The sequence below is a fragment of the Thiorhodococcus fuscus genome, from assembly GCF_042682685.1.
GTDB lineage: Bacteria > Pseudomonadota > Gammaproteobacteria > Chromatiales > Chromatiaceae > Imhoffiella > Imhoffiella fuscus.
On record NZ_JBHUHX010000006.1, the window covers coordinates 1 to 22961 of the forward strand.

Annotated in this window: 22 protein-coding genes and 1 pseudogene; 5 read left to right on the plus strand and 18 right to left on the minus strand. The window is 65.1% G+C overall.

Translation table 11 applies throughout. The features are described 5' to 3' along the window. Positions 1-110 precede the first annotated feature (110 nt). Positions 111-2498, plus strand: a complete 2388-nt coding sequence (locus ACFSJC_RS03040; RefSeq protein WP_386023032.1) for a tetratricopeptide repeat protein — start codon at positions 111-113, stop codon at positions 2496-2498. A 92-nt stretch (positions 2499-2590) separates the two neighbouring features. Here the strand turns inward: ACFSJC_RS03040 and ACFSJC_RS03045 are convergent, their stop codons facing one another. From ACFSJC_RS03045 to ACFSJC_RS03070, 6 genes are all read right to left on the minus strand, one after another. Further along, on the minus strand, positions 2591-3382 hold the full coding sequence (locus ACFSJC_RS03045; protein ID WP_386023035.1) for an energy-coupling factor ABC transporter ATP-binding protein: 792 nt from the start codon (positions 3380-3382) through the stop codon (positions 2591-2593). After that, the gene (gene cbiQ, locus ACFSJC_RS03050) at positions 3379-4137 is read right to left on the minus strand and encodes a cobalt ECF transporter T component CbiQ (RefSeq protein WP_386023038.1); all 759 of its coding nucleotides are present in this window, start codon (positions 4135-4137) and stop codon (positions 3379-3381) included. The genes ACFSJC_RS03045 and cbiQ overlap by 4 nt, the downstream gene beginning before the upstream one ends. Then, complete coding sequence (locus ACFSJC_RS03055) at positions 4134-4796, minus strand: hypothetical protein (RefSeq protein WP_386023040.1); 663 nt, start codon at positions 4794-4796, stop codon at positions 4134-4136. Before ACFSJC_RS03055 ends, cbiQ begins: the two co-directional genes overlap by 4 nt. Further along, positions 4789-5409 carry a cobalt transporter CbiM gene (cbiM, locus tag ACFSJC_RS03060; protein WP_386023043.1) on the minus strand — a complete coding sequence of 207 codons (621 nt, stop codon included), beginning with the start codon at positions 5407-5409 and terminating at the stop codon, positions 4789-4791. Before cbiM ends, ACFSJC_RS03055 begins: the two co-directional genes overlap by 8 nt. A gap of 17 nt (positions 5410-5426) precedes the next feature. Beyond that, positions 5427-6215 (minus strand): DUF4198 domain-containing protein, encoded by a 789-nt coding sequence (locus ACFSJC_RS03065; protein WP_386023046.1) that lies wholly within the window; start codon positions 6213-6215, stop codon positions 5427-5429. Between the two features lie 119 nt (positions 6216-6334). Continuing rightward, positions 6335-6709, minus strand: coding sequence for a hypothetical protein (locus tag ACFSJC_RS03070; RefSeq protein ID WP_386023049.1), 375 nt, complete (start codon positions 6707-6709; stop codon positions 6335-6337). A gap of 139 nt (positions 6710-6848) precedes the next feature. On the opposite strand from ACFSJC_RS03070, the gene ACFSJC_RS03075 reads away from it, so the two are divergent. Continuing rightward, a complete protein-coding gene (locus tag ACFSJC_RS03075) occupies positions 6849-7562 on the plus strand; it encodes an SDR family oxidoreductase (RefSeq protein WP_386023052.1) in 714 nt (237 codons plus the stop codon). A gap of 21 nt (positions 7563-7583) precedes the next feature. Here the strand turns inward: ACFSJC_RS03075 and ACFSJC_RS03080 are convergent, their stop codons facing one another. The 9 genes from ACFSJC_RS03080 to bioB form a co-directional block, all read right to left on the minus strand. Beyond that, the gene (locus tag ACFSJC_RS03080; protein ID WP_386023055.1) at positions 7584-8915 is read right to left on the minus strand and encodes an SPOR domain-containing protein; all 1332 of its coding nucleotides are present in this window, start codon (positions 8913-8915) and stop codon (positions 7584-7586) included. A 195-nt stretch (positions 8916-9110) separates the two neighbouring features. Beyond that, positions 9111-9539 (minus strand): FKBP-type peptidyl-prolyl cis-trans isomerase, encoded by a 429-nt coding sequence (locus tag ACFSJC_RS03085; RefSeq protein WP_386023058.1) that lies wholly within the window; start codon positions 9537-9539, stop codon positions 9111-9113. A 183-nt stretch (positions 9540-9722) separates the two neighbouring features. Beyond that, complete coding sequence (locus tag ACFSJC_RS03090; protein ID WP_386023061.1) at positions 9723-10592, minus strand: trypsin-like peptidase domain-containing protein; 870 nt, start codon at positions 10590-10592, stop codon at positions 9723-9725. 20 nt (positions 10593-10612) lie between these two features. Further along, on the minus strand, positions 10613-11830 hold the full coding sequence (locus ACFSJC_RS03095; RefSeq protein ID WP_386023064.1) for a D-alanyl-D-alanine carboxypeptidase/D-alanyl-D-alanine-endopeptidase: 1218 nt from the start codon (positions 11828-11830) through the stop codon (positions 10613-10615). A gap of 36 nt (positions 11831-11866) precedes the next feature. Further along, positions 11867-12610, minus strand: a complete 744-nt coding sequence (gene bioD / locus ACFSJC_RS03100; protein ID WP_386023067.1) for a dethiobiotin synthase — start codon at positions 12608-12610, stop codon at positions 11867-11869. Beyond that, complete coding sequence (gene bioC / locus ACFSJC_RS03105; protein WP_386023070.1) at positions 12607-13524, minus strand: malonyl-ACP O-methyltransferase BioC; 918 nt, start codon at positions 13522-13524, stop codon at positions 12607-12609. The genes bioD and bioC overlap by 4 nt, the downstream gene beginning before the upstream one ends. A gap of 10 nt (positions 13525-13534) precedes the next feature. Beyond that, positions 13535-14314 carry a pimeloyl-ACP methyl ester esterase BioH gene (gene bioH / locus ACFSJC_RS03110; protein ID WP_386023072.1) on the minus strand — a complete coding sequence of 260 codons (780 nt, stop codon included), beginning with the start codon at positions 14312-14314 and terminating at the stop codon, positions 13535-13537. Beyond that, positions 14307-15515 (minus strand): 8-amino-7-oxononanoate synthase, encoded by a 1209-nt coding sequence (gene bioF, locus ACFSJC_RS03115; protein WP_386023097.1) that lies wholly within the window; start codon positions 15513-15515, stop codon positions 14307-14309. Before bioF ends, bioH begins: the two co-directional genes overlap by 8 nt. Positions 15516-15532: 17 nt before the next feature. Next, complete coding sequence (gene bioB, locus ACFSJC_RS03120; RefSeq protein WP_386023075.1) at positions 15533-16570, minus strand: biotin synthase BioB; 1038 nt, start codon at positions 16568-16570, stop codon at positions 15533-15535. Between the two features lie 152 nt (positions 16571-16722). On the opposite strand from bioB, the pseudogene ACFSJC_RS03125 reads away from it, so the two are divergent. Next, positions 16723-16911: pseudogene (locus ACFSJC_RS03125) on the plus strand (double zinc ribbon domain-containing protein); the annotation flags it as partial. Between the two features lie 39 nt (positions 16912-16950). Next, complete coding sequence (locus ACFSJC_RS03130; RefSeq protein WP_386023100.1) at positions 16951-17430, plus strand: ComF family protein; 480 nt, start codon at positions 16951-16953, stop codon at positions 17428-17430. Positions 17431-17529: 99 nt separating this feature from the next. Here the strand turns inward: ACFSJC_RS03130 and ACFSJC_RS03135 are convergent, their stop codons facing one another. Further along, positions 17530-18783, minus strand: a complete 1254-nt coding sequence (locus ACFSJC_RS03135) for a hypothetical protein (protein ID WP_386023078.1) — start codon at positions 18781-18783, stop codon at positions 17530-17532. Positions 18784-18882: 99 nt separating this feature from the next. On the opposite strand from ACFSJC_RS03135, the gene ACFSJC_RS03140 reads away from it, so the two are divergent. After that, on the plus strand, positions 18883-19431 hold the full coding sequence (locus tag ACFSJC_RS03140) for a gamma carbonic anhydrase family protein (protein ID WP_386023081.1): 549 nt from the start codon (positions 18883-18885) through the stop codon (positions 19429-19431). Positions 19432-19484: 53 nt separating this feature from the next. Here ACFSJC_RS03140 and ACFSJC_RS03145 read toward each other — a convergent pair whose 3' ends face one another. Together ACFSJC_RS03145 and ACFSJC_RS03150 are read right to left on the minus strand one after the other, a co-directional pair. Then, the gene (locus tag ACFSJC_RS03145) at positions 19485-20375 is read right to left on the minus strand and encodes a transglutaminase family protein (protein WP_386023084.1); all 891 of its coding nucleotides are present in this window, start codon (positions 20373-20375) and stop codon (positions 19485-19487) included. After that, positions 20372-22957 (minus strand): circularly permuted type 2 ATP-grasp protein, encoded by a 2586-nt coding sequence (locus ACFSJC_RS03150; RefSeq protein WP_386023087.1) that lies wholly within the window; start codon positions 22955-22957, stop codon positions 20372-20374. Before ACFSJC_RS03150 ends, ACFSJC_RS03145 begins: the two co-directional genes overlap by 4 nt. Positions 22958-22961: the final 4 nt, after the last annotated feature.

Here is a 22961-nt window from a genome sequence, read left to right on the forward strand (position 1 = left end):
ATCGACCCGTATCCGGACTTTCAGTCCGTAGCTTCAACCCACCAGCTTTAGCTGGTGGTTGTTGAGTGTTATCTGCTGAGCTTCCTGGACTAAAAGAGGCGGAGATTTGCATGAAGCCGCGCTTAAAAGCGTTACCTGTGATCCTGATCTTGCTGCTGCTAGCCTCCTGCGGTGCCGACGACCGCAAGCAAGCCTACTACGACCATGGTGTAGAACTGCTGTCTCAAGGCGACAGAATCAAAGCCCGTCTAGAGTTCAAAAACGTCCTTCAGATCGATCCAAAATATGCCCCGGCCTGGTATCAGCTTGGCGAAATCGAGGTGGCGGAGGAGAACTGGTCGGCTGCTTTCGGTGATTACGGCAAGGCTCTGGAGCTCGATCCGCAAAACGTCGATGCACATCTCAAACGTGGTCGCTTGCTGTTCGGAGCGAACCAACTCGATGATGCCTCGAAGGATGTCGAAGCTGTCTTGGCGATCGATCCGCAACAGCCGAGCGCTCTGGCGCTGAGAGGGATGATTCGCGCCAAGCAGGGCGACTTGGATGCGGGGATCGTGGATGCCAATGCGGCGCTTGCGGTCGACCCCAAGTTGCGCGACGGCTTGGTGCTCCTCGCCGAGATTCGTCGCTCGCAGAAGAATTTGGATGAGGCGAAGCGATTGTTGCGAACGGCTGTCGAGGCGCATCCAGAGGATGTCTCGTTGCGGATCATGCTGGCGAGCATCCTGATGGATGACGGAGAGTCCGAGGCCGCTCGCGCTCAGCTTGAGCAGGCCGTGAAACAGGAGCCCGATCAGTTGGCGCACGTGGCGCGATTGGTCGCGTTCGATACGCACCAAGGGCATCTGGATCGCGCCGAGGAGGTGTTGAAGGCGGCGGTGGCCGCGCATCCGGATGAGGATCAGCCGCGACTCTTGATGGTGCAATGGATCACGCAGCAGAAAGGGCTGGACGCGGCTGCAGCCACCTTGAAGGAGTTTATCGCCAAGGAGCCCGATCGCTATTCGCTGCGCTTTGCCCTCGCCGATCTGTATCGCAAAAGTGGCAAGGCGGACGAGGCCGTAGCGGTCTATCGCGAAATCATCGAACGGGATGACGATGGTGCCAATCGTCTGCGCGCGCGCGGATTGCTTGCAGCGTTGCTATTGGCGACGGATCGTCAGGACGAGGCCGAAGCGCTGGTCGCGCAGGTGCTGGACGAGGATTCCCGGAATACGGATGCCTTGATGGTGAGGGCTGCGATTGCGCTGAAGCGCAAGGACGCCGACCGTGCTGTTGCCGATCTGCGCAACGTGCTGCAGAACGTTCCCAATGCAGTCAATGCGTTGCGCATGCTGGCTGCTGCGCACGAGATGCGCGATGAGATTTCGTTGGCGCAGGATGCCTTGGATAAGGCGATCGAGGCCGCGCCTGAGGATCCGCAGGCCTATCTGCAACTGGCTCAGTTGCGTTTCTCGCACGGTGATGCCCAGGGTGCGACGTCCGTCCTTCAATCCTTCCTTGAACGGGCGCCCGATAACGCCCAAGTGCAAAGCGCCTTGGCTCGCTTGCAACTCAGTCAGCAGGACTGGGAGGCGATGAAAAAGACCGCCGACCAGTTGCTCAATTCGCAGTCGGATCATCCGCTTGGTCATTACCTCGCCGGGCTCTATGCCCAGCATGCCGGTGATCTTGAGGGAAGCGTCAAGAATTTCGAAATGGCGCTTGAAAAGCGGCCCGACGCGATCGAGCCCAAACTGGCATTGGCTAGGAGTCAGCTCGCGCTGGGGCGTGCCGAGGATGCCGAGCGTCAGGTCCAGCAGGTGTTGGACCAGCAGCCCGTGAATTCGGCGGCCCTCAGCCTTCTGGGCGAAATCTATATGGCAACCGGGCGCCTGAAGGAGGCCCGTGACCAGTTCGCGCAAATGATCGTACTGCATCCAGAGTCTCCCGCTGCCTATGTGCGTTTGTCGGACCTGCAGGTGCGCGATGGTGATCTGGCTGCCTCGGTCGAGACCTTGCGCAAGGGTGTCGATGCCACCAATCGCAATGCCTTCCTGGTGTTCCGTTTCGGGCAGGCATTGCAGCAGGATTCGCGACCCGATGAGGCTCTCGCCGCCTATGAGGAGGTGTTGAAGACCAATCCGGATGCGGATGCTGTCATCAACAACCTCGCGATGTTGCTTGCGAACGACCGCAAGGACGATCCCGAGAGTCTGGCCAAGGCGCGAGATCTGGTGAAGCGCTTCGAGGGCTCGGATCAATGGGTGCTGCTGGATACCCTCGGTTGGGTTCAGTTTCGCGTTGGCGAGCTGAATCAGGCCGCTGCCACCATGGACAAGGTCGTCTCGATGGTCGACAAGGTTCCGCCAGAGGTTCAGTTCCATCAGGGAATGATTTACGCCGCCCTCGACCGCAAGGCGGACGCGAAAGGTCTTCTGGATGAGGCGCTGGCCTCGGGGGGCGATTTCCCGGGAATCGACGAGGCGCGACAGATGCAGGCTCAGCTCAATCGATGATCTGTGTGCCGCCGACCTCCTGTTCGGGGGGCGACGGCTACAGCGTCCGGTTATCGCCTTGACGCCGCCAAGCGAAAGGCCGTCTATCTTCCTCAGGAACTCCCGTGGTGATCGGCGTGCGCGGCGTCCTGATGGTCGGTCGAGTCGTTGGCGAGATGCAGGTGGAGATGGCTGTGGTGGTGCACGTGCGGATGTCTGTGCAGGGTCGCCTCGTTCAGTCGGCCGTCGACCAGATGTACCGCTCGGGTTGCCAGGCGTTCGAGGAAGGCGCGGTCGTGGGAGACGATCAGCATCGCCTGGTCGAGTCCCGACAGATGGGCGATGAGGCGTTGCTCGGTCGCCTCGTCGAGGCCGTTGGTGGGCTCGTCGAGCAGCAGGGCCGAGGGGTTCATGGCGAGCACGGTCGCGAGCGCGACCAGCCGTTTCTCGCCGGCCGAGAGACGGTGCGTGACGCGTTCGGAAAAATCCTCCAGCCCGAGCACCGCGAGGGTCCGCAAGGCGTCGCCGCGTGCCTCGTCGGGGGAGCGGCCGAGATTCAGCGGGCCGAAGGCGACGTCTTCGAGCACGGTGGGGCAGAAGAGTTGATCGTCGGAGTCCTGGAACAGCAACCCGATCCGGGCACGAACCTCGTGGAAATCCGACTCGACACGACGCTCGCGACCGAAGGCGAGCAGGGTTCCGGCGCGCGGTCGATGCAATCCGACCAGCAGATGCAGCAACGTGGTCTTGCCCGCTCCGTTGGGTCCGACCAAGGCGACCCGTTCTCCGGCATGCAGGCTGAAATCGACCCCTTTGAGTACCTGGCGGTCGCGATGATCGAAGACGATGTCGCGCAGTTCGATCAATGGGGTTTGAAAGTCTGAGGGTATTTCGTTCGAACTCACGTCATCCGGTCCAGGATCGGCAGGCTCGCGCACAGTATCACGAATCCAATCCCCGATCCGGTATCGGCGACGCGCCAGCGCGGTCGATCCAGAAGATAGAGCCGTCCCCGGAAACCGCGACAGCGCATAGCCGCCATGAGTCGCCGTGCGCGGTCCAGGCTGCGCACCAGCAGCATGCCCATCAGCCAGCCATAGCTGCTCCAGGTGTGCCGATCGCTGCGCGGAACGAAGGCCCGCGCCCGCATCGCCTGGCGCAGTCGGAGATATTCCTGATGCAGCAGATGGATCTGGCGGATCGTCATCAGCAGCAGGTGCACCAGCTTCTCCGGAACGCCGAGGCGTCCGAGCGCATGCCCGAAGACCACCGGTTCCAGGGTTCCGGCCAATGCGGTGAGCGCCAGCACCACGGCGTTGGCCTTGAGCAGGATCAGCCCGGCTTGATGCAGTCCTTCCTGGCTCGCCGTAAGCGGGCCGAGCGTGGCGATCGGGGTTCCCGGCACCGTGAAGGGGAGGCTCAGGAGCAGGATCGCCATGAAGCCTTCCAGTGCAGCCAGGCGGCGGAGCAGGAAGGCCGGGCGCATGCCGGCCGTCAGGGCGAGTCCCAGTGCCAGTGCGAAGGCGAGCAGGGCGATCTCAAGATGCTGTAGCCCGATAGTGACCAGCGCGAAGAGCAGCGCGGCGAGGATGCGCAGACGCGGGTCGCGCGCCGAGATCCAGCCGGATCCCAGCGGCGCGAGCAAGGCGCTCTCGGTCACGAACACCCGCCCTTGGAGCGCGCGTGCATCCAGAGCGCCAGCCCGGTAAGTCCGATGATGTAGCCGATGCCCCCGAGCACGTCATGCCAGCGAGCACGGTCTTCGGACGCGATCAGTTGCTCTCGCAGGGGGCGGACCTGGCGGGCGACGGCCTGCTCGATGTCCATCAGCAGTCGCGCGTCGGGTATGGGGGCGGATGTTTCTTGGGTCGGCTCGGGTGTGGCCGATGTCTGGATCGGGGGGGGCGGATTGCCGGTATTTGGCTGTTCCTCGTTTGGGGCGGAGGCAACCAACTCGGATTGAGGAAAGCCGCCGGCCAGTTCGTCCGCCGTGACCCGCCATTCGGCACGATGTCCGTCGCCCGATTCGGCGATGACGATGTGATCGGTCGGCGATGTGGCCTGGTAGCTGAACGCGCCCTTGGTATCGGGCGTCAGCTCGGCAAGCGTCTTGCCCGAGGCGTCCTGGATGCGGATCCTGGCGCCGCTGGCCTTGGCCCCGCCGGCGAAATAGGCGCTGCCCTGGATCCGCGCGCCCTCGGCGAAGGCGAAGACCTGGAGCTTGTGCGCGAGAACGGGCAGGCTGACGAGCACCAGTCCTAGTAAGAGCCCGGCGGCTGACCGTTTGAATCGTCGCGCGGACGGTGTGGATTCAGACATGTCCAACCTCGTCGTGGATGAGGAACTCGGGCGCGACGCGCTGCAGGAAGGCGACGACCGTGGCGGTGATGATCGCCTCGACGACGGCCAGCGGGATGTAGGTCAGGACCAAGACCTTGGCGGCTGGCAGAAAGGCCTGTCCGCTCAGCCCCAGGTTGATCGCGACCAGGGCCGCCGTGGACATGACTCCGATGCCTCCCGCCGCTGCCCCGACCCAGAGACGGCGTCGCGGCGCGACCCGACGCATCAGCGGTGCCAGAGCGAGCGCACAGATGAGCGCCGGCAGGGCCATGTTGAGCGTATTGACGCCGAGCGTCAGGATCCCCCCGAAGCCGAAGAAGACCGCCTGCAGCAGCAGGGCGACGAAGAGCGCGGGCAGGGCGGTCCAGCCGAGCAGCAGCCCCATGAGTCCGTTCAGCAGCAGGTGGACGCTGCTAGGGCCGACCGGGACGCTGATGAGGGACGATACGAAGAAGGCGGCGGATAGAACCGCCGCCTGCGGGAGCCGATCGTAGTCGAGATGTCTGAGCGCGACAGCGAGCAGCGCGGCGGACACCAGTCCGCCGCCGATCAGCATGGGCGCCGAGAGGACGCCGTCAGGGATATGTGCCATCGAGTGGGGCCGACCCGCTACTTCATGTCGGTCGCCTTCACCCAGATGAGTGCGCCAGCCTCGACCGGGACCATCTCCCCATCTGGATTCTTCATGGGCTTATCGCCTTCGAGCAGTGCGGCGAAGCCCCACCAGCCGGCGCGCGGCATGGCATAGCTGAAGCGACCGTTGGCATCGGCCTTGATGACCTGGGTGACGAAAGGTGAGGCGGGTGGCGTGACCGAGGCGTCGTTGACCCATTCCACCTCGACCTCGGCGAAGGGCACTGGCTGACCGTTCTGCTTGACGATGCCGCTGAAGAGGTTGCCGGTCCAGAGGCCGTAGGGACGCACCAGGGGTTCGATCTCGACCGGCAGGCCGATCTCCCTGTCCCAACCCTCCTCGGCGCCGAAGGCGTCGACGACGACCTTGGTGTAGTGGACGATCATGACTCCTTCGGCTGGCTCCCAATAGGGTGCCGGTTCGATGAAGAAGACATAGTCTCCAGGTTGTTTGACATGGTAGTCGGCGCTGAAGGTCTGTTTGCCGTCGGTCTTCTCGGCCTTCAGGCTGGCGGTGAGATCCTCGACGCCAGCCGGGCCGGCGACGCCGAATCTGACCGGCTGGCCCATGTCCATCAGCGGGCCACGTTCCATCGGGTGGGTGAATCTCAGGTCCAGATTCACCTCGGAGCCGGTATCGGCGGTGAGGATGTCAGTGGAGGGAATGAGCTGCTGGAAATGGGCCTGAGCACTGGTTGCGGCCAGTAGAACGGTGGACAGTAGGGCAGCGAGCGGAGCGGGACGCGCAAAGATGGGTCGGTTCATAAGAATTGGGACGACGATTGACGCGTGGAGTGTGACGTGATTTTTCTTTGTAACACTCGGCGCTGTCAACCCCCGGCAGGATGTCTTGGTCCCTCATTTCCGGCATCCGGCTCGCCCGGCTAGCCGGCGGGTCGTTCGTCCTCGTCGGGTCTTGAATCGGCGAGCAGAACCGGCTCGATCGCCTCCTCTTGGTCGAGCTTGTCGCGGAGCGTCACGATCTGAGCGTCCAGCTCCCTCAACTTGGCGACCTGCGTTTGGAGATAGCCGAGCTCCTCTCTCATGCGCATGATTTCCTGGGCCTTTTCGCGTCGATCCCGGAGTTCGCTCAATGCCTGCTTGAGTTCGATCGAGCCGCGTTCGCGACGCACCAGGGATTGCCGGAAGCTGGTTGCGCTTCGGCCTGGCTCTGACTGTATATTGGAACCCGCTCCATAGACCCGATTGAGGATCTGGTCCAGGTCGGGGTCGAAATGCAATGAGGTATCTTTAAACATCGTCTTCCGCGTCTCGGTTCCGTGAGGGGGGAGCTGGAATCGACAGTTGTGCTGTTGTCGGTTCGAATTATAACGATGGCGTCAACACGGAAGCGCGGCCTGGTCCACAAGATCGTAACCTCGAATAGGAGATCCCATTATGTCGAATCGACCGCTTGCCCTCGTAACGGGCGCTTACCGCGGGCTCGGGCTCGAAACCTGCCGCCAGTTGGCACAGAGCGGATATCAGGTGATCCTCACCGCGCGGCGCGAGTCCGAGGGGCGAGCCGCTGCGGATGCCTTGGCGGGGCAGGGGTTGGAGGTCATCTTCCACCCGCTGGACATTACCGACGGCGCCAGTGTCGAGGCGTTGACCACCTTCGTTCGCGAGCGTTTCGGACGGCTCGACGTTTTGGTGAACAACGCCGGCGTCTTTCCCGATCCGAGACCGGGCTCGAAGGGTGCGAGCGTCTTCGAGGCGGATCTGGATCTGGTGCGCCAGGCGCTGGAGGCCAATACGCTCGGCGCGTTGCGGCTCTGTCAGGCGTTAATTCCTCTGATGGAGGGGCGAGGGCGGGTCGTCAACGTCTCGTCGGGGATGGCCCAGCTCAGCGAAATGAACGGCAGTTGCGCCGGATATCGTCTGTCCAAGACCGCGCTCAACGCCGTCACCTGCATGTTTGCCGACGAACTCCAGGGTACGGGCGTCAAGATCAATTCGGTGTGTCCCGGCTGGGTCCGAACCGATATGGGCGGGGTGGAGGCCCCGCTCGGGGTGGAAGAGGGCGCGCGTGGCATCGTGTGGGCGGCGACACTCCCAGAGGATGGCCCGAGCGGCGGGTTCTTCCGTCACGGGAAGCCGATCTCCTGGTGAGGCGTCAACCGGTGAGTTCGATCACTCGGTGCGTGGCGCTGGACGGTAAATGGTGGCGTCGGGCTCCAGTTTGCGGATCCAGATGTCGAGCTTGGCCAGATCGGGCGGGAGTGCGGCGACGCTGGCTTCGGCTTCTTCCTTTGTCGCGTGAAGGCTGTGGATGAGCACGAACCAGGGACGGCCCTGGTAGCTCTCTTCGTCGTAGACGGGGCGGTCGGTCAGCCCGTGTCGGCGGGCGAAGCTCAGCAGCGAGTCCAGCGAATAGAACCCCATGAGCTGGACCGTATAGGGTCTGCCGCCGACCGAAATGCGTTCTGGGGGCGATGTCGTGGGTTCGGCCGCCTCTGTCGTTGCGGGAGACGTCGTTTGGGTCTCCTGCGTCGACGTTTGTATGTCGGCGTCGGATTCTGGATCCGGCTCCTGGGTGGAGACTGCGGCTGAGGCTGGTGCCGATTCTCGCTCGTAGGCGACCTCCGGGGCCGGGGCTGGTTCCAGTGCCATTTCTGGCTCGGTCTCCGGCTTCGGTCGGGTCTCCTCGGCTTGTGGCTCTTCGGTCGCATCGGACGGCGTTTCGGCGATCTCCTTCGCCGGTGAGTCCTGTGTCGATGCGTCTTCCACCACCGTAGGCGTGTCCGCTTCGGGTGACGTCTCGGCGGACTGGGTGGATGCTTGGTCAAGCGGTTCGGTGGCTTGCTCCGCATCCACGACCGGTTCGGGCGCCTCCTTCAAAACCTTGGCCGGCTCGGGGGCGGGTGGTGTCGGAGTGGTGACCTGCTGCGGTTCGACATTCGAGTCGATCGCGAGATCTGAGGGCGCTGGTTGGGCCGCGCTCGTCGCCATCGATTCCTGCTCGTTGGCGAGTCGTTCCAGCGACTCGGTGATGGCCTTCACCGCCGTGGACAACTGGGAGAGCTTCTCTCGCGTGGCCGGAGTCTGCTCCTGACTCTGGGGCACGGCGATGGAGGACTTGACCTCCTCCAATGTCTGTCGCAGCTCCTGCACCTCGCTCGCGAAGGTCTGGCGCGCCTGGTCGAATTTGGCGTAGGCGAATACCAAGAGGACGCTCACGATGACGACGAAAAGGATGAACGTGATGGTCACGATCACGTTCTGATGGCGCAGACGCCCGTCCATTTCTTCGCGATGATTCTGCAGGGTGCGTTGAAGCCGTGTTGCGGCGTGTCGCCGGTCGTCATCGACATCGGCGATCCGCGAGATCAGCGCAACCTCTATCGATTGGAACTCGGATCTCTGCTGCTCCAACTCCTCGCGAAGCAGGGCGATCTCGTCTGACGTGCCGGAGATCTCCGGCCGATCGTTGGAATCCATCTCTTGATCTTGCTGATTGGCCATGATCATGCGTCCCGATGCTTGCTTATGGGGCGGCCCCAGCGCACGTCACGCGCTGGGGCCTGAATCTCCATTGGCGAGCCAATCCGTTCGTCGCCCGCCGCGTGCTCCCGTCCTTCAACCCGAGGCAGGACCGGACAGGCCACAAGTATCTTCGTCCGGGCGAGCGACGGCAACTGTGAGCGGGCCTGGTGTCGGTCAGCTGACCTCGATCAGCTCCAGTGCGAAGGTGAGCGCGCGGCCGGCCAACGGGTGGTTGCCGTCGATGGTGACCTCTTCCTCGTCGAACGCCTTGACGACGAAGGAAACCTGGCTCCCATCGGGGGCCTCGGCGTTCAGAATCATGCCGATCTGCAGATCGATCTCCGCCGGGATGGCGGAGCGCGGAACCTGCTGGGTCATCTCTTCCTGATATTGGCCGTAGGCCTGTTCGGGCGGAATGGTGACGGTTTTGGTCTCGCCGACGCTCATGCCGGTCACGGCGGACTCGAAGCCGGGAATCACGCCGCCGGTGCCGAGCGTGAATTCGAGCGGCTCGCGGCCGTTGCTGGAGTCGAACACGGTGCCGTCATCCAGGGTTCCCGTGTAGTGTATTTTGACGGTGTTGCCGTTTTGCGCCTGTGACATGGGTATGCCTCCTCGTGGTGCGAGTGATACCCGTCGACCGCGACGAATGAGCGTGCGGATCATGTGCGGATGAACGCTGGCAATTCGAGACGGGAGACGAGCGATAGGGGTTGGCGGGCACTCTAGAACAGGCGCGGCGCGAGTGCAAACCGCGTACCCGCCGGGTTGGCGGGGATTCGTGGACTATTTGCGTACCCTGTCGAGTGCGGTTCGCGCGCGGTTGCTGGGCACGGCGAAGCCGATTCCGACATTGCCTCCAGTGGGTCCGATGAGTGCCGTGTTGATGCCGACCACGGCTCCGGTCAGGTCGATCAGGGGGCCGCCGGAGTTTCCTGGATTGATCGAGGCGTCGGTTTGGATGAGCTCGCCGAGCTGGTTCCCCGCGATGTCGCTACGGCCGACGGCACTCACGATGCCGAGCGTGACCGTTTGTCCGAGGCCGAACGGGTTGCCGATCGCAATTACGAAATCCCCGACCTCCAGGCGGTTCGAGTTTCCGAACGGCAACGGGGTCACATCGACCGGCGGGATCTTGAGGATGGCGACATCCGTGCTTGGATCCGAGGCGAGCTTGCGGGCGCGGAAGCTGCGCCGGTCCGTGAGCGTGACGGTGATTTTGTTCGCGTCTTTGAGCAGATGTTCATTGGTCATCACATAGCCGCGGCGGGCGTCGACGATGACCCCGGAGCCGACGCTTTGGCGCCGTTCCGACGGATCCCACTCGGGCATCGGCAGACCCATCTGATCCAGGAAGCGCTTGAAGTCGGGATCCTTCAGGAAGGGTGGCGGTTCCGTCTGGATACTGGACTCGGCTGAGACGGTCACGACCGCCGGCGTCACCCGCCGCATCAAAGGGGCTAGGCTGGGGAGCCCTCGGTCGTTTTCTTCCAGTCCGCAACCGGGGGTCTGGAGCGGGATGCGAACGGCGGACTTGGGTTCGGGCGCGGTCGCGCAACCGATCAGCAGCCATCCAGCGATCGCCAGCGCGGCCAGGCGGACGACCGGTCGCTTGAACCTGTCGTCGATCCTGAATGAGGTGAGAGGGATAGGCACCAGATGGATTCTGGGTCGAGTCAGCGGGTCAGGCTGCTTGCGACCCGGCGTCTCAGACCGTAGTCGACCGGTTGGTTGATCAGCAGCGCGAAAGGCTCCCAGGCGCCGTGACGACGCACATAGCCCGCATAGCAGCTGACGCCGCGCAGGGTTCCGGTCTTGGCGCGAACGTCTGGATCGCCGTCCTGGGTCGGCATGAGATCGCGATAGGGGGTGAAGGCGTCGAGCACGGCGACCAGTTGGCGGGCGCTGATCCGATTGGCTCGCGAAAGACCCGCACCGTCATCTACGCGAAAGGCGCGCCAGCCGAAGTGGTGTTTGGCGAACTGCGTCATGGCGCGTTGCGCGCCCGCCATGCTCACCTGGCCCTTGGCCTGAGGATCTGCCAGACGGAGAAAGAGCGCGTTGGCGACGAAGTTGCTCGAATACTTGAGCATGGGACGGATCATTTCGGCCAGGGTGCGGCTGTTGGTGTGTCGATACAGACGTTTGGCCCCGCTTGGGACCTGACCGATGCGGATGGATTCGCCCACGCGCACCCCGGCCCCCTTCAGCTTGGCGCCGAGCAGTTCACCGAAATAGCGTAGCGCGATCTCGCGCTCGCGCAGATTGACCCGCTGCTTGCCCTGTCCGCCCGAGAGCCCGAAGCGGCGCGCGGTCGCGGTGAGCGGGGTCTGGGACTCGGCGCTGCGGATCTGGTCGCCCGTGCGCACCAGGTTGAGTGTGTTGAAGTTGGCTGCCAGCGCCGTGACTGGGGCGTCGTAAGGGTTGTCGGATGCGGAGCGTCCGGCGATTTCGACATCCGGGCTGAAGAAGCTGTCGTCGAGCCCGATGCCCGCGACCGAGCGAATGCCTTTCGCTTTGAGCCCGGCGACCAGGCGGTCGAGTTCCTCGGAGACCAGATAGGGATCGGCATAGCCCTTCACCCACAGCCAATCGCTGCCATCGCGATAGACATCGGTGTGGAAGCGGTAGTCGCGTCCCCAGGTCTCGAGCGCGGCATAGGCGGTCAAGAGCTTCATGGTCGAGGCCGGGACGCGCGGCGTGTCGGCCTGATAGGCGATGCGGTCGCGGCCGTCGTCCCGCAGCAGCAGACTGGCCTGCCCCAGCGATTTGACCTGCGCGACCGGGTCGGTCGCGGCCGAGGCGGTGCCGGCGATGGCGACGCCGAGCAGCAGGATGGCGGCAAAACGGAGGCGTCCGATGGTCATGCTCGATCCGGTAGCGTCGGTCTTCATGGTCGCTCGTGTACAGGCTGGTGGTCGATGGTTCTGTCAGAATGCCGGGTCGGTGAGACCCTGGTCGATGGGGTTGGGATCGGTTCGGTTTCCCTGGGTCAGGTCGAGCCCGAGTAGTGTCGGGTCCAGATAGCTGGCCGTTTCGTTCGGCTCCGGGTTCTTCTGCCAAGGCACGATACCGAGACAGGGGGCCTCGATAAGCGCGGCCAGCGTTGCGAGATTGGCCTCGCGCATCAGCATCTCGGGTTCGACCTGATTGGCGACCCAGCCTGCCAGTCTGGCCCCGCTGGCACGAATGCTCTCGGCCGTCAGCAGCGCGTGGTTGATGGCGCCGAGTTTGAGCCCGACCACCAGGACCACGGGCAGGTCCAGTTGAGCGGGGATGTCGCTGACGAAGAAGTCCGATCCCAATGGAACGCGCCAGCCGCCGACCCCCTCGACCACGACCAGATCCGCTTCCTGACACAGCGAGCGGTAGGCGGTGCGAATGCTCGTGAGGTCGATCTGAATGCCGGCCTCCGCCGCCGCCAGGTGCGGTGCGATCGGCGGCTCGAAGGCGTATGGATTGACGATACCGTAGGGCGCCGAGCTGCTGCCCTGGGCCAGCAGGCGCGACGCATCCTCGTTGCGCAGTCCGCCCGGTCCAGGCTCGCAGCCGCTAGCGACCGGTTTCATCCCCAGCACGCTCGCGCCTTGGGCCTGGATGCTCGCCATGAGTCCCAGGCTGATCTCGGTCTTGCCGCAGCCCGTATCCGTGCCCGTGATGAAAATGCCTGTCATGCCGTTCTGCCTGGATGTCTCCGGTCGCTGTCCGGTATTGCGTGCCGCCGGCTCCCGATGGATGGGATTGGAACGGCGATGCCGCCGGTCACCGGCTTCTGTTCCGGCGCCCAGGCGTGACCATAGAGTACCTCGTAACTCGCGGGCAGTCTGCCATCGCGCCGATGGATCTCGTAGGCCGATTCGACCGCCGCCAGCCGCTGGCGTCCAGAGAGCGCACGCGGACGGTCCTGCGTGGCGTTGCGCGCCCCGAGCACCTTGAGGTCGCGCATCAGGTCGCGCACCCGGTCGTAGGTGAGGGTCATACGCTCGGCGTCCATCACCGGATCGGCGAAGCGGGTGCGCACCAGGGCGTCCCCGACGTCGTGCATGTCGAGAAAGGGGCTCACATGGCTGTGCCGATCGACTTGGCTCCAGGCCTGGCGCAGCTCCTTCAGGGTATCCGGACCGAAGGTGGTGAACATCAGCAGGCCGCCCGGTCGCAGCACGCGCAGACATTCGGCGAAGGTCCGGTCCAGATCGTTGCACCACTGGATGGTGGCGCTGGAGACGATGAGGTCGACACTGCTGTCGGCCAGCGGTAGGGATTCGGCATCGGCGCAGACGCAGGAGGGGCGTTTCAGCCAATGGCCGCGTTTGCGCGCCTGGCGCAACATGCTATGGGCGAAGTCGAGCCCGATCAGGCGGGCCTTGCGGTAGCGTTTGCTCAGCCCGTCCAGCACATAGCCCGTGCCCGTGCCCAGGTCCAGGACTTGTGCGGGTTCGAGCCGGATATAGTCGAGCCGTTCGATCAGTCGGTCGGCGATCTCGCGCTGCAGGACGGCCACGCTGTCGTAGCTGGATGCGGCCTGCTCGAAGCTGCGCCGGGCGCGTCCCTTGTCGATCGGAAGGATGTCGTTGGCAATCTCTGACATGATCGAATGTCTAGGCGCCTGCGGGGCTCTCGACGCATGCGTCGATGAATGATCGGATCAGGCCGGCGGTCTGCTCGGGATGCGACAGATGCGGTGCATGGGCGGCGTGCTGAATGACGTGCGTTCGTGCACCCGGCATCAGTAGCTCGACGCGTTCCGCCACGCCCTGGGGAACCAGTGCATCGTGGCTGCCGAACAGCCAGAGCGCGGGGCAGGGGATGTCCGGCAGCTGGCCCCGCAGATCCTCGTCGCGCAGCAGGTCGAGGCCGAGCGAGAGCGCGTCCGGGTTGGACGTGGGCCGCTGGGCGAGTTCCTGTTTCAATGTGCGCAGCGTCTCGCGGGCGGAGTCGCTGCCGCGTACCTGGAGCGCGAGGAAACGCTCCAGCGTGCCTTGCGGATCCTGGGTCAGCCCAGCATGGAATTGTTCGAGCGTGTCCTCGGGCATGGCCGGGGTCCAGTCGGCGGCGCGCACGAAGCGCGGCGTCGCCGTCAGCAGCACCAGTCCCGCGACCCGCTTGGGTGCGCGCAGCGCGGCGGCCATCGCCACCAGTCCGCCCAGCGACCAGCCGAGCCAGACGGCACGTTCGGGGGCTGCGTCGAGACAGGCGTCGGCCCAGCGCCAGAGGCTGTCGAGTCCGGGCTGAAAGGCGCTGTGTCCGTGGCCCGGAAGATCGATTCGATGCTGCGAGAGCCCGTTCCAGCAGTCTGGGCAGCCGTCCCAGACGGCCGAATTCATGCCCCAGCCATGCAGCATGACCAGATCGAGTTGGGTGTCCGATGGTTCAGTCAAGGTGGTCGTCCTTCGTGGATGGCGTCGACGCGGGCAGTCGGCCCAGCGCGTCGAGCAGTCGGTCGAGATCCTCGTCGCGGTGTGTCGCGGAGAGGGTGATGCGTAGCCGCGCCGTGCCCTCGGGGACCGTCGGTGGGCGGATGGCGCCAACCAGGATACCAGCCTCCTCCAGCGCGCGGCTCCAGGCCAGTGCCTGCGCCTCGCTTCCGGCCATCAGGGGCTGGATCGGGGTGGGAGACGCCATGATCGGTAGGCCGAGCTGTTCGGCCCCGTGCCGGAAGCGGGCGATCAGTGCGTGCAGCCGTTCGCGGCGCCAGTCCTCGCGCTCGGCGATGGCGAGGCTGGTGCGGGTCGCCTCGGCCACCGCCGGCGGCGAGGCGGTGGTGAAGACATAGCTGCGGGCGCGCTGGATCAGTGTCTCGATCAGGTCCTCCGAGCCGGCGACGAAGGCGCCGAAGGTACCGAACGCCTTGCCCAGGGTTCCCATCAGGATGCAGTCGTCGTCGGGCACCAGTCCAAAATGGTCGAAGGATCCGCGACCGCCGCGACCTAGGACGCCCAGGCCGTGGGCATCGTCGACCAGCAGCCAGGCGCCGGCGCGGCGCGCGATCGGGACCAGCTCGGGCAGCGGGGCCAGATCGCCGTCCATGCTGAAGACGCCGTCGGTGGCGATCAGCCGTGCGCCCGAGTCGTCGAGCAGTCGTTCGAGCCCGGCGGCATCCGCGTGCGGATAGCGGCGCAGATTGGCGCGCGAGAGCTGTGCCCCGTCGAGCAGCGAGGCGTGGTTGAGCCGGTCCTGGAGCACCTTGTCGCCGCGCCCGGCCAGCGCCGAGATGATGCCCAGATTGGCCATGTAGCCGGTCGAGAAGAGCAGTGCGCGCGGCCGGCCGGTGAAGGCGGCCAGCTCCTCCTCGAGGGCGTGATGCGCCCGGCTGTGCCCGTTGACCAGATGGGCGGCGCCGCTGCCGACGCCCCAGTCCTCGGCGCCGCGCTGCAGCGCCCGGATCACCTCGGGGTGATTGGCCAGGCCCAGATAGTCGTTGCTGCAGAAGCTCAGCATGGGGCGGCCGTCCAGACGCGAACGCGGCTGCTGCGGGCCGTCCAGGACACGCCGACGCCGATAGCGGTGGGCGGCGGCGAGCTGGTCGAGCTGCTCGCGCAGTCCGGCATCGGGCCGGTGTTCGCGGCTGGGCATCTCCATGCTGTAAGTGACGGCCGTCACAGCGTCATGTGGACGTGCGACTCGCCCTCGTGCTTGTGACAGGCGCCCGGCTCGGTGCGTTCGGCCTGTACCTCCTCGAACTCCAGGCCCAGGCGGGCGAAGAGTTGGCGGTCGCGGTCGGACTCGGCATTGGGCGTGGTCAGCAGACGCTCGCCGTAGAAAATGGAATTGGCCCCGGCCAGGAAGCAGAGCGCCTGCAGCTCGTCGCTCATCTCGCTGCGGCCGGCCGAGAGACGCACGTGCGACTTGGGCATGATGATGCGCGCCGCAGCGACCACACGCACGAACTCGAATGGATCGAGCGCCTCGCGGCCGAACAGCGGGGTGCCCTCGACCTGGACCAGCAGATTGATGGGGACGGACTCCGGATGGGCCGGCAGATTGGCGAGCTGGCGCAGCATGGAGGCGCGATCGCGGCGCGACTCGCCCATGCCGAGGATGCCGCCGCTGCAGGTCTTGAGGCCCACGGCGCGGATGTGCTCCAGGGTATCGAGTCGGTCCTGATAGGTGCGGGTGGTGATGACCTGGCCGTAGTATTCGGGCGAGGTGTCCAGGTTGTGGTTGTAGTAGTCGAGCCCGGCGTCCTTGAGGCGGCGTGCCTGGGGCGCGGTCAGCATGCCGAGCGTGACGCAGGTCTCCATGCCCAGCGCATGGATGCCCTCGACCATGGACACGACCTGATCCAGATTCTTGTCGCTCGGATTGCGCCAGGCGGCGCCCATGCAGAAGCGGGTCGCGCCGTGCTCGCGCGCGGTGCGGGCGGCCGCCAGGACATCCTCGACCGGCATCAGACGCTCGCGCTCGACCTCGGTGCCGTGCTTGGCGCTCTGGCTGCAATAGCCGCAGTCCTCGGGACAGGCCCCGGTCTTGATGCTGAGCAGCGAACTGACCTGGATGCGGTTCGGATCGAATCCGGCGCGATGGACGCCCTGGGCGCGGAACAGCAGATCGTTGAAGGGCTGGTCGAGGATGGCTTGGATATCCTCGATCGACCAGTCGTGACGGACGATGGGAGTGAATTCGGAAGAAGACATGGGCGATGATGGTGTCGAATGGGGCGAGCCGAGTGCGGATCGCGACTGGAAAAGCGGCAGTATCCTAGGATGTGTGGGCGACTTGTCAACCAATCCTTTGTTGTCTTGGTTTACAAGTCTGTCGCGCCGATTGGTCTTTGAGGGTTGGGATGATGCCTGTCAGGCTGTCCAATCAGCTGATTTCATGGTTTTTTCCGCCGACATGCGTGCTCTGCGGCGCTCCGGGCGACGCAGGGCGCGATCTCTGCGCCGGGTGCGATGCGGATCTGCCGCGCAATCGGATTTGCTGCGCCCGTTGTGCCCTTCCATTCGCGTCTCCGGTCCCTTCGGGAACGCTCTGCGGGCGTTGTCAGACGCGCGAACCGCCCTTCGATCGCTGTATGACGGCCTTCCGCTACGAGGCCGAGGTTACGAGCCTCGTCGGTGGGGCCAAGTTCGAGGGGCGCCTCAATCTGGTCCGATTGCTCGGTCAGTGTCTGGCCGTCGAGGTGGGCGCGAGGGGGCTCTCGATGCCGCATGCGCTGGTGCCGGTCCCCCTGCATCCGCGACGACTCCGGGAGCGCGGCTACAATCAGGCGCTTGAAATCGCCCGCGTGGTGGGACGCGAGCTGGCGCTTGAGGTCGATCCTGATTGCTGTGCGCGGATCGCCTCGACCCCGCCCCAGGCCGGGCTCGACGAGCGCGCCCGACGGCGCAACCTGCGCCGCGCCTTCAGCGCTCGAGCGCCGTTCGGCTGGTCGCATGTGGCGATCATCGACGACGTGGTCACCACCGCCAGCACGGTCGTCGAGCTGAGTCGCGTGCTGCGTCGGGCCGGAGCCGAGCGGATCGATGTCTGGGCCGTCGCCCGGACGCCTTGATGTCAGGGAGAGCTGCCGGCCTTCAGCGGCGGGCTTTTACATTAGCTGGCGGCTGGCGGCTGGCGGCTGGCGGCTGGCGGCTGGCGGCTGGTACTTTCATCAGCTCTGCGGTTGTCGGTACAGCGGGCGCTCGTCGATACGCTGGTCGATGTGGGTGATCGTCTCGCGATAGCGACGCGCCTTGTCGTCGCCGAAATCGGTGATGAATGTCTGTCGGTCCATGCCCTCCGGCAGACCGTCGATGCGCGGCATGAAGTCGTCCTCGGTGAGTCCCTGGGCGGCGGCGTGCTGGAGCCAGCGTGCGCCCTCCGGACTGTCGGTCGCGAGCTTTGCTAGCCGGATTCCGGAGCGATTGGCCGCCATGTCCGGGAAGCTGAATCCGCTGCCACCCTTGGAGTCCGACATCTCCTTGTACCAGCCGATCAGGCCGGAGAAGGTGCCGCTGCCCTGGATGGCGATCGCTGCCGAGGCGGCGAAATGCTGGCTCAGATCGTGCCTGCCGCGTAGCACCACGGTACGCGGGCGCGTGGAGACCTTGGGGTCGCTCTCTCGGCTCGGGTCGCGGATGGTCTGACCGTTGACGTAGGCCGCCAGGACCATGAACACAGCGCGGTTCTCCTGGATCGGATCCGCGTTCTTCGAGCGCTCGCCCGCCGTGGCGAAGAGATGGGACAGCAGATCCGCGAGCGGGATGTTCCGGGGCCGTGGATGTTCGCTGGCCCAGCGGTTCAGCTCCTCCTGATAGCGCAACAGCCGTGGCAGGTCGGCCGCAGCCAGCATTCCACTGCCGATGCGCTCCACCAGATCCGGGCGCCAGGCGTAGGTCAGGGCGAGATGATCCGGCTCGATGCTGAGATCGCGCAGCAGCTCGCTGTGGTCGACGGACGACAGGGCGCGGTCGGCCAGCGACTGGATCAGCGAGCTGGGAATGGGGAGCCCGGCCAGACGGGCCGATTCGATGACCGGCAGATGCCCGGTTTCGACCAGGTCGAATTGCAGGTTGAGATAGCCTTGGACCAGATCCCAGGGCAGTGACAGCGAGAGCTTGATGTGGGCCCTGCCGTCGTCGAGATGGATTCGCGTCTGTCCGGGGCCGAGCTTGTCGAGCAGTTCGTTGGCGATCAGGTTGAGCTCGCGCTCGGACAGGTCCAGGTGGATCCACTGGCCGGGTTTGTTGGCCGATGGGCGATGTTGCAGCAGCCAGTTCCTGGTCCAGGCGCGCTCCCCGGCGGTGAGGCTCTCGTCCTCGGGGACCACCGCGTGGCGGTCGTGATACACCGTGACCCCCAGGACCAGTGCCAGGAGTAGCATTGGGGTCAGCAGCCAACCCAGGACCTTGAGCAAAGAACGCATCCGACTTTTCCGTTCAGTATCGAATTAAGAGGGCCGAATCATGACATCAGAATGGCCGGAGTGGCTGCCATGAGCCGAGTTGGAGACAGAGATAGTGCCATGCGCCCGAATATCCGCCCCTTCGAGAGCCGCTCACCTCGGATCGCCGAAGATGCCTGGGTGGATGACACCGCTGTGGTCATCGGCGACGTGACCTTGGCTGCCGAGTCTTCCATCTGGCCGCTCTGCGTGGTGCGCGGCGACATCCACCGCATCGAGATCGGTGCGCGGACCAATATCCAGGACGGAAGCGTGCTGCATGTCTCGCACGAAAGCCGCTTCATGCCGGGCGGCGCGCCGCTCATCGTTCATGATGGGGTGACGGTCGGTCATCAGGTGGTGCTGCATGGCTGCGAGATCCAGGACCATTGTCTGGTCGGCATCGGCGCCCGTGTTCTGGATCGGGCCGTTCTCAAGCCTCGGACCATGCTGGGCGCGGGCTCCTTGGTGACGCCGGGGCAGGTGCTCGACGGTGGATTCCTCTGGCTCGGCGCCCCCGCTCGACGTGTGCGCGCACTGACCGATCGCGAGCTCGAATACCTGGACTACGTGGCCGACAACTACGTGCGTCTGATCGCGCGCCATCGGGGCGGGACGAAACCGGTCTGACGTCGGACCTGATGTCCCCGGATTGGGCTCTGCGTCATCCGGGCTACGGGGCGTCAAGCCGCCGGTGTTTCTTCGATGCGATCGACGTCCACCGCGACCATCAGGTCTTGCGTTCCGCCGCCATAGAAGATCCCGCGCAGCGGCGTGACGTCTTGGAAGTCGCGTCCGATGGCGGTCGTGATGTGCTGTTCGGCCGGTACCTGGTCGTTGGTCGGGTCGAAATCGACCCAGCCGATGTCCGGGATCAGGACCGAGAACCAGGCGTGGGAGGCGTCCGCTCCCTGGAGCTTGACCTGACCGGGCGGCGGCAGGGTTTCCAGATATCCGCTGACATAGCGCGCGGCGACGCCCAGTCCGCGTAGTCCCGAAATGGCGACATGGGCGAAGTCTTGGCAGACGCCGCGACGATTCGCCATCACCTCGGCGACTGGAGTCGTCACGGTGGTCGAGGCGGGGTCGTACTCGAACTCGTGATAGATGCGCCCCATGAGGTCGAGCGTGGCCTCCAGAATGGGGCGGCCCGGAGTGAAGGAAACGGCTGCATAGTCGCGCGCGGCCGGGTCCAGCGGGATCTGTGGCGAGGGCAGGGTGAAGATACGGGCCTCGACCATGAGACCGTCGCCCTTGTCGTACAGACGCTCGATGGCGCGCTCCCAGTTCGGTGTTTTGTCTCCCTCGGGCAGTGCGAAGGGCGTGACCTCGACCTCGCTCTGAGCCGTCACCTCAAGGGCGTCATGGGCCTGCTGTATCGAGAAATAACTGACCCGGTTGCCGAAGAAGTCCTCGTGTTCGCGTGTGACGGCCGGCCAGGGGCTGACTCTGACGGTGGATGTCAGGCATTGCTGTCGACGCGACTGGATAGGTTTCAGGTGCGCGATGCTATGGCAGAGCGAGACGGTCTCTGCGTATTCGTAGCGTGTGACGTGCTGAATGCGGAACTTCATGAGGGAGTCGTCCCTGTCCGGCGCAACAGGCTGTGTGGTTGTTCTTCGTGACGGAAGTATTGGGCGGTGATGGCGTCGGAGAGCGCGGCCAGTCCCTGGTCGAGGTTGATCAGCATCTTGGCGAGCGCGGTTCGGCGCAGCCCCTGTTTTTCGACCTGGATGAGCTGATTGATCTCGGCGAGTCGAATGTCCGTCAGGCTCTTGAGCACCACCTTTTCGGCCGGTGTGCGTCCCATCGCCAGATCGCCCTTGGGCAAATCGGCGACCAGCTTGGATAGCATGGCGAACTGATAGGCGAGGGCGCGTGGATTGCCCTCGTCCTGGAGCACCAAATCCAGCAGCGCGCCGACACGGGTGCCGCCTCGGTAACGGCGGCGGTAGGTGATAAGGCTGTCGCTGATCCCCAGCACCGCCTCGATCAGCATGTTCTCGTCCTGCTCGCTCGCCACGGGTACCAGGGTGGATTGCAGCAGGCTTGCGATGGAGGTTCCGCGTTCGAGCCGTCTGCCGGTTTCGAGGAAATGCCAGCCCTCGTTGTGCGTCATGTTCTCCTGGCTCAGGCCGGAGAAGGCGACCAGCGAGGTGACCAGCGGGTCGAGTTCGTCGAGCGCCTGGGAGAGCTGGGTCGGCGGGTGCTCCGAGAGGCTGCCGAGCAGTCGCTCGATGTCGCTGATGATGCGCCAGGTGTCGACCGAAAGACGGTCGCGCACCGAGTAGGCCGCCTGCCCCAATGCCTCCAGCGTGCGCGGGAGTCCGCCGACCTTGGTGCGGTCGGAGATGAGCGCGAGCAGTTCGGGAACCGGATCGATCAGACGCTTTTCGGCGCCTTTGCCGATGAAGCCGGGAAGGGACTGGGTCTGGTTGGTGATCGCCTCCAGCAGCGAGCGCAGACAGGAGGCGTTGCCCTCGGAGATTCGGTAATCACCGCGCTCGGAGAACTTGAAGATGGTGATGCGCAGCAGCCGCACCAGGCCCTCGGCGCGCTCGGCATAGCGTCCGATCCAGAACAGATTGTCGGCGACGCGGCTGGAGACGGCGCTTTCCTGGATGACGGCTGGGGTCTGCATCTCGGCGGTGGGCAGCAGGCTCTCCTGGCGCTCGGGCTCGGAGGCCAGCACCCAAACGTCCTTGCCCAGCCCGCCGAGTTGGGTCGAAAGCAGCGTTGCGTCATGGCTCAGGGCCACGCGTCCGAGTCCGCCCGGCATGACCGCGTAACCTTCCTCCTCGGCGATCAGGAAGGTGCGCAGCACGCTCGGTCGGGGTTCGAGCCGTTGTCCGATCAGGGCCGGGGCCGTGGAGGGCTGGATGCGCTCCTGGGCGATATAGCCGCCTGGATTGCGCTTGATCGCGGCGATCAGCGCGTCACGCGCGGCAGGCTCCATCGCGGCGGGGAACAGCGGGAGCTGATTGGGTGTGCGGGTGCAGGAACGGATGGTCAGGCGGTCGAGGTCGTCCAGCACCTGAGCGAGCGAGTCCGGGTCGCCACACCACCAGGTCGGGATGTCGGGGAGCAGCAGGGACTCACCGAGCAGGCGCTGGCAGAGCGCTGGCAGGAAGGCCATGAAGGCCGGTTGCTCCAGCACGCCACTGCCCAGCGCGTTGGCCAGCATCACGTTTCCGGCCCGTGCGGCCTGAACCAATCCGGGCACGCCCAGCAGCGAGTCCTCGCGCAGTTCGAGCGGATCGCACCAGGCGTCGTCGACGCGACGCAGCACGGCGTCGATGCGTTCCAGCCGGCCAAGCGTGCGTAGCCAGACGGCCCCGTCGCGCACCGAGAGGTCGCCGCCTTGAACCAGGGTGTAGCCCAGATAGTTGGCGAGATAGGCGTGTTCGAAATAGGCCTCGTTCTGCGGGCCGGGCGTGAGCACCACGACGCGTGCCTCGTCGCCTCGATGGGGCGCGAGCCGCGCCATGGTTTGGCGCGTGGAGCGGAAGAATCCGGCCAGTCGATGCACGTGCGAGTCGCGGAACAGACTGGGGATGACGCGTGAGAGTACCACTCGGTTCTCCAACGCGTAGCCGGCACCGAGCGGACTCTGGGTGCGGTCGCCGATGACGCGCCAGCGTCCGTCCGGGGTGCGGGTGAGGTCGGCGGCATACTGGATGAGGGGGCGTCCGCCCGAGACCTCGATGCCGTGGCAAGGCAGGAGATAACCGGGGTCGCCGTCGATCAGTTCGGCGGGCAGCAGACCCAGTCGCAGGAGCTCGCGCGGGCCATAGAGATCCGCGAGAATGAGGTTGAACAGCTCGGCGCGCTGGATGAGTCCGCGCTCGAGCTCGGCCCACTCCTCGCTGCGGATCAGCAGCGGGAGCAGATCTAGCTCCCAGGGGCGCGACATGCCGCGCGGGTCGCCATTGAGGTTGTAGGTGACCCCGTTGTCGCGAATGAGCCGGGACGCCTCGCGCCAGCGCTCTTCTATCCCGGTCGGGCCGAGCGTGCGCAGCGCGTCCAGCAGGTACTGCCAGTGCGGACGCACCTCGCCCTCGGCGGTGCGCATCTCGTCGAAGCAGTCGGCAAGCGGAGTGTAGGCATCGACCAGACCCGAGGATTCGGGTATGGGCGCAAGATCGGGGACTGACATAAAG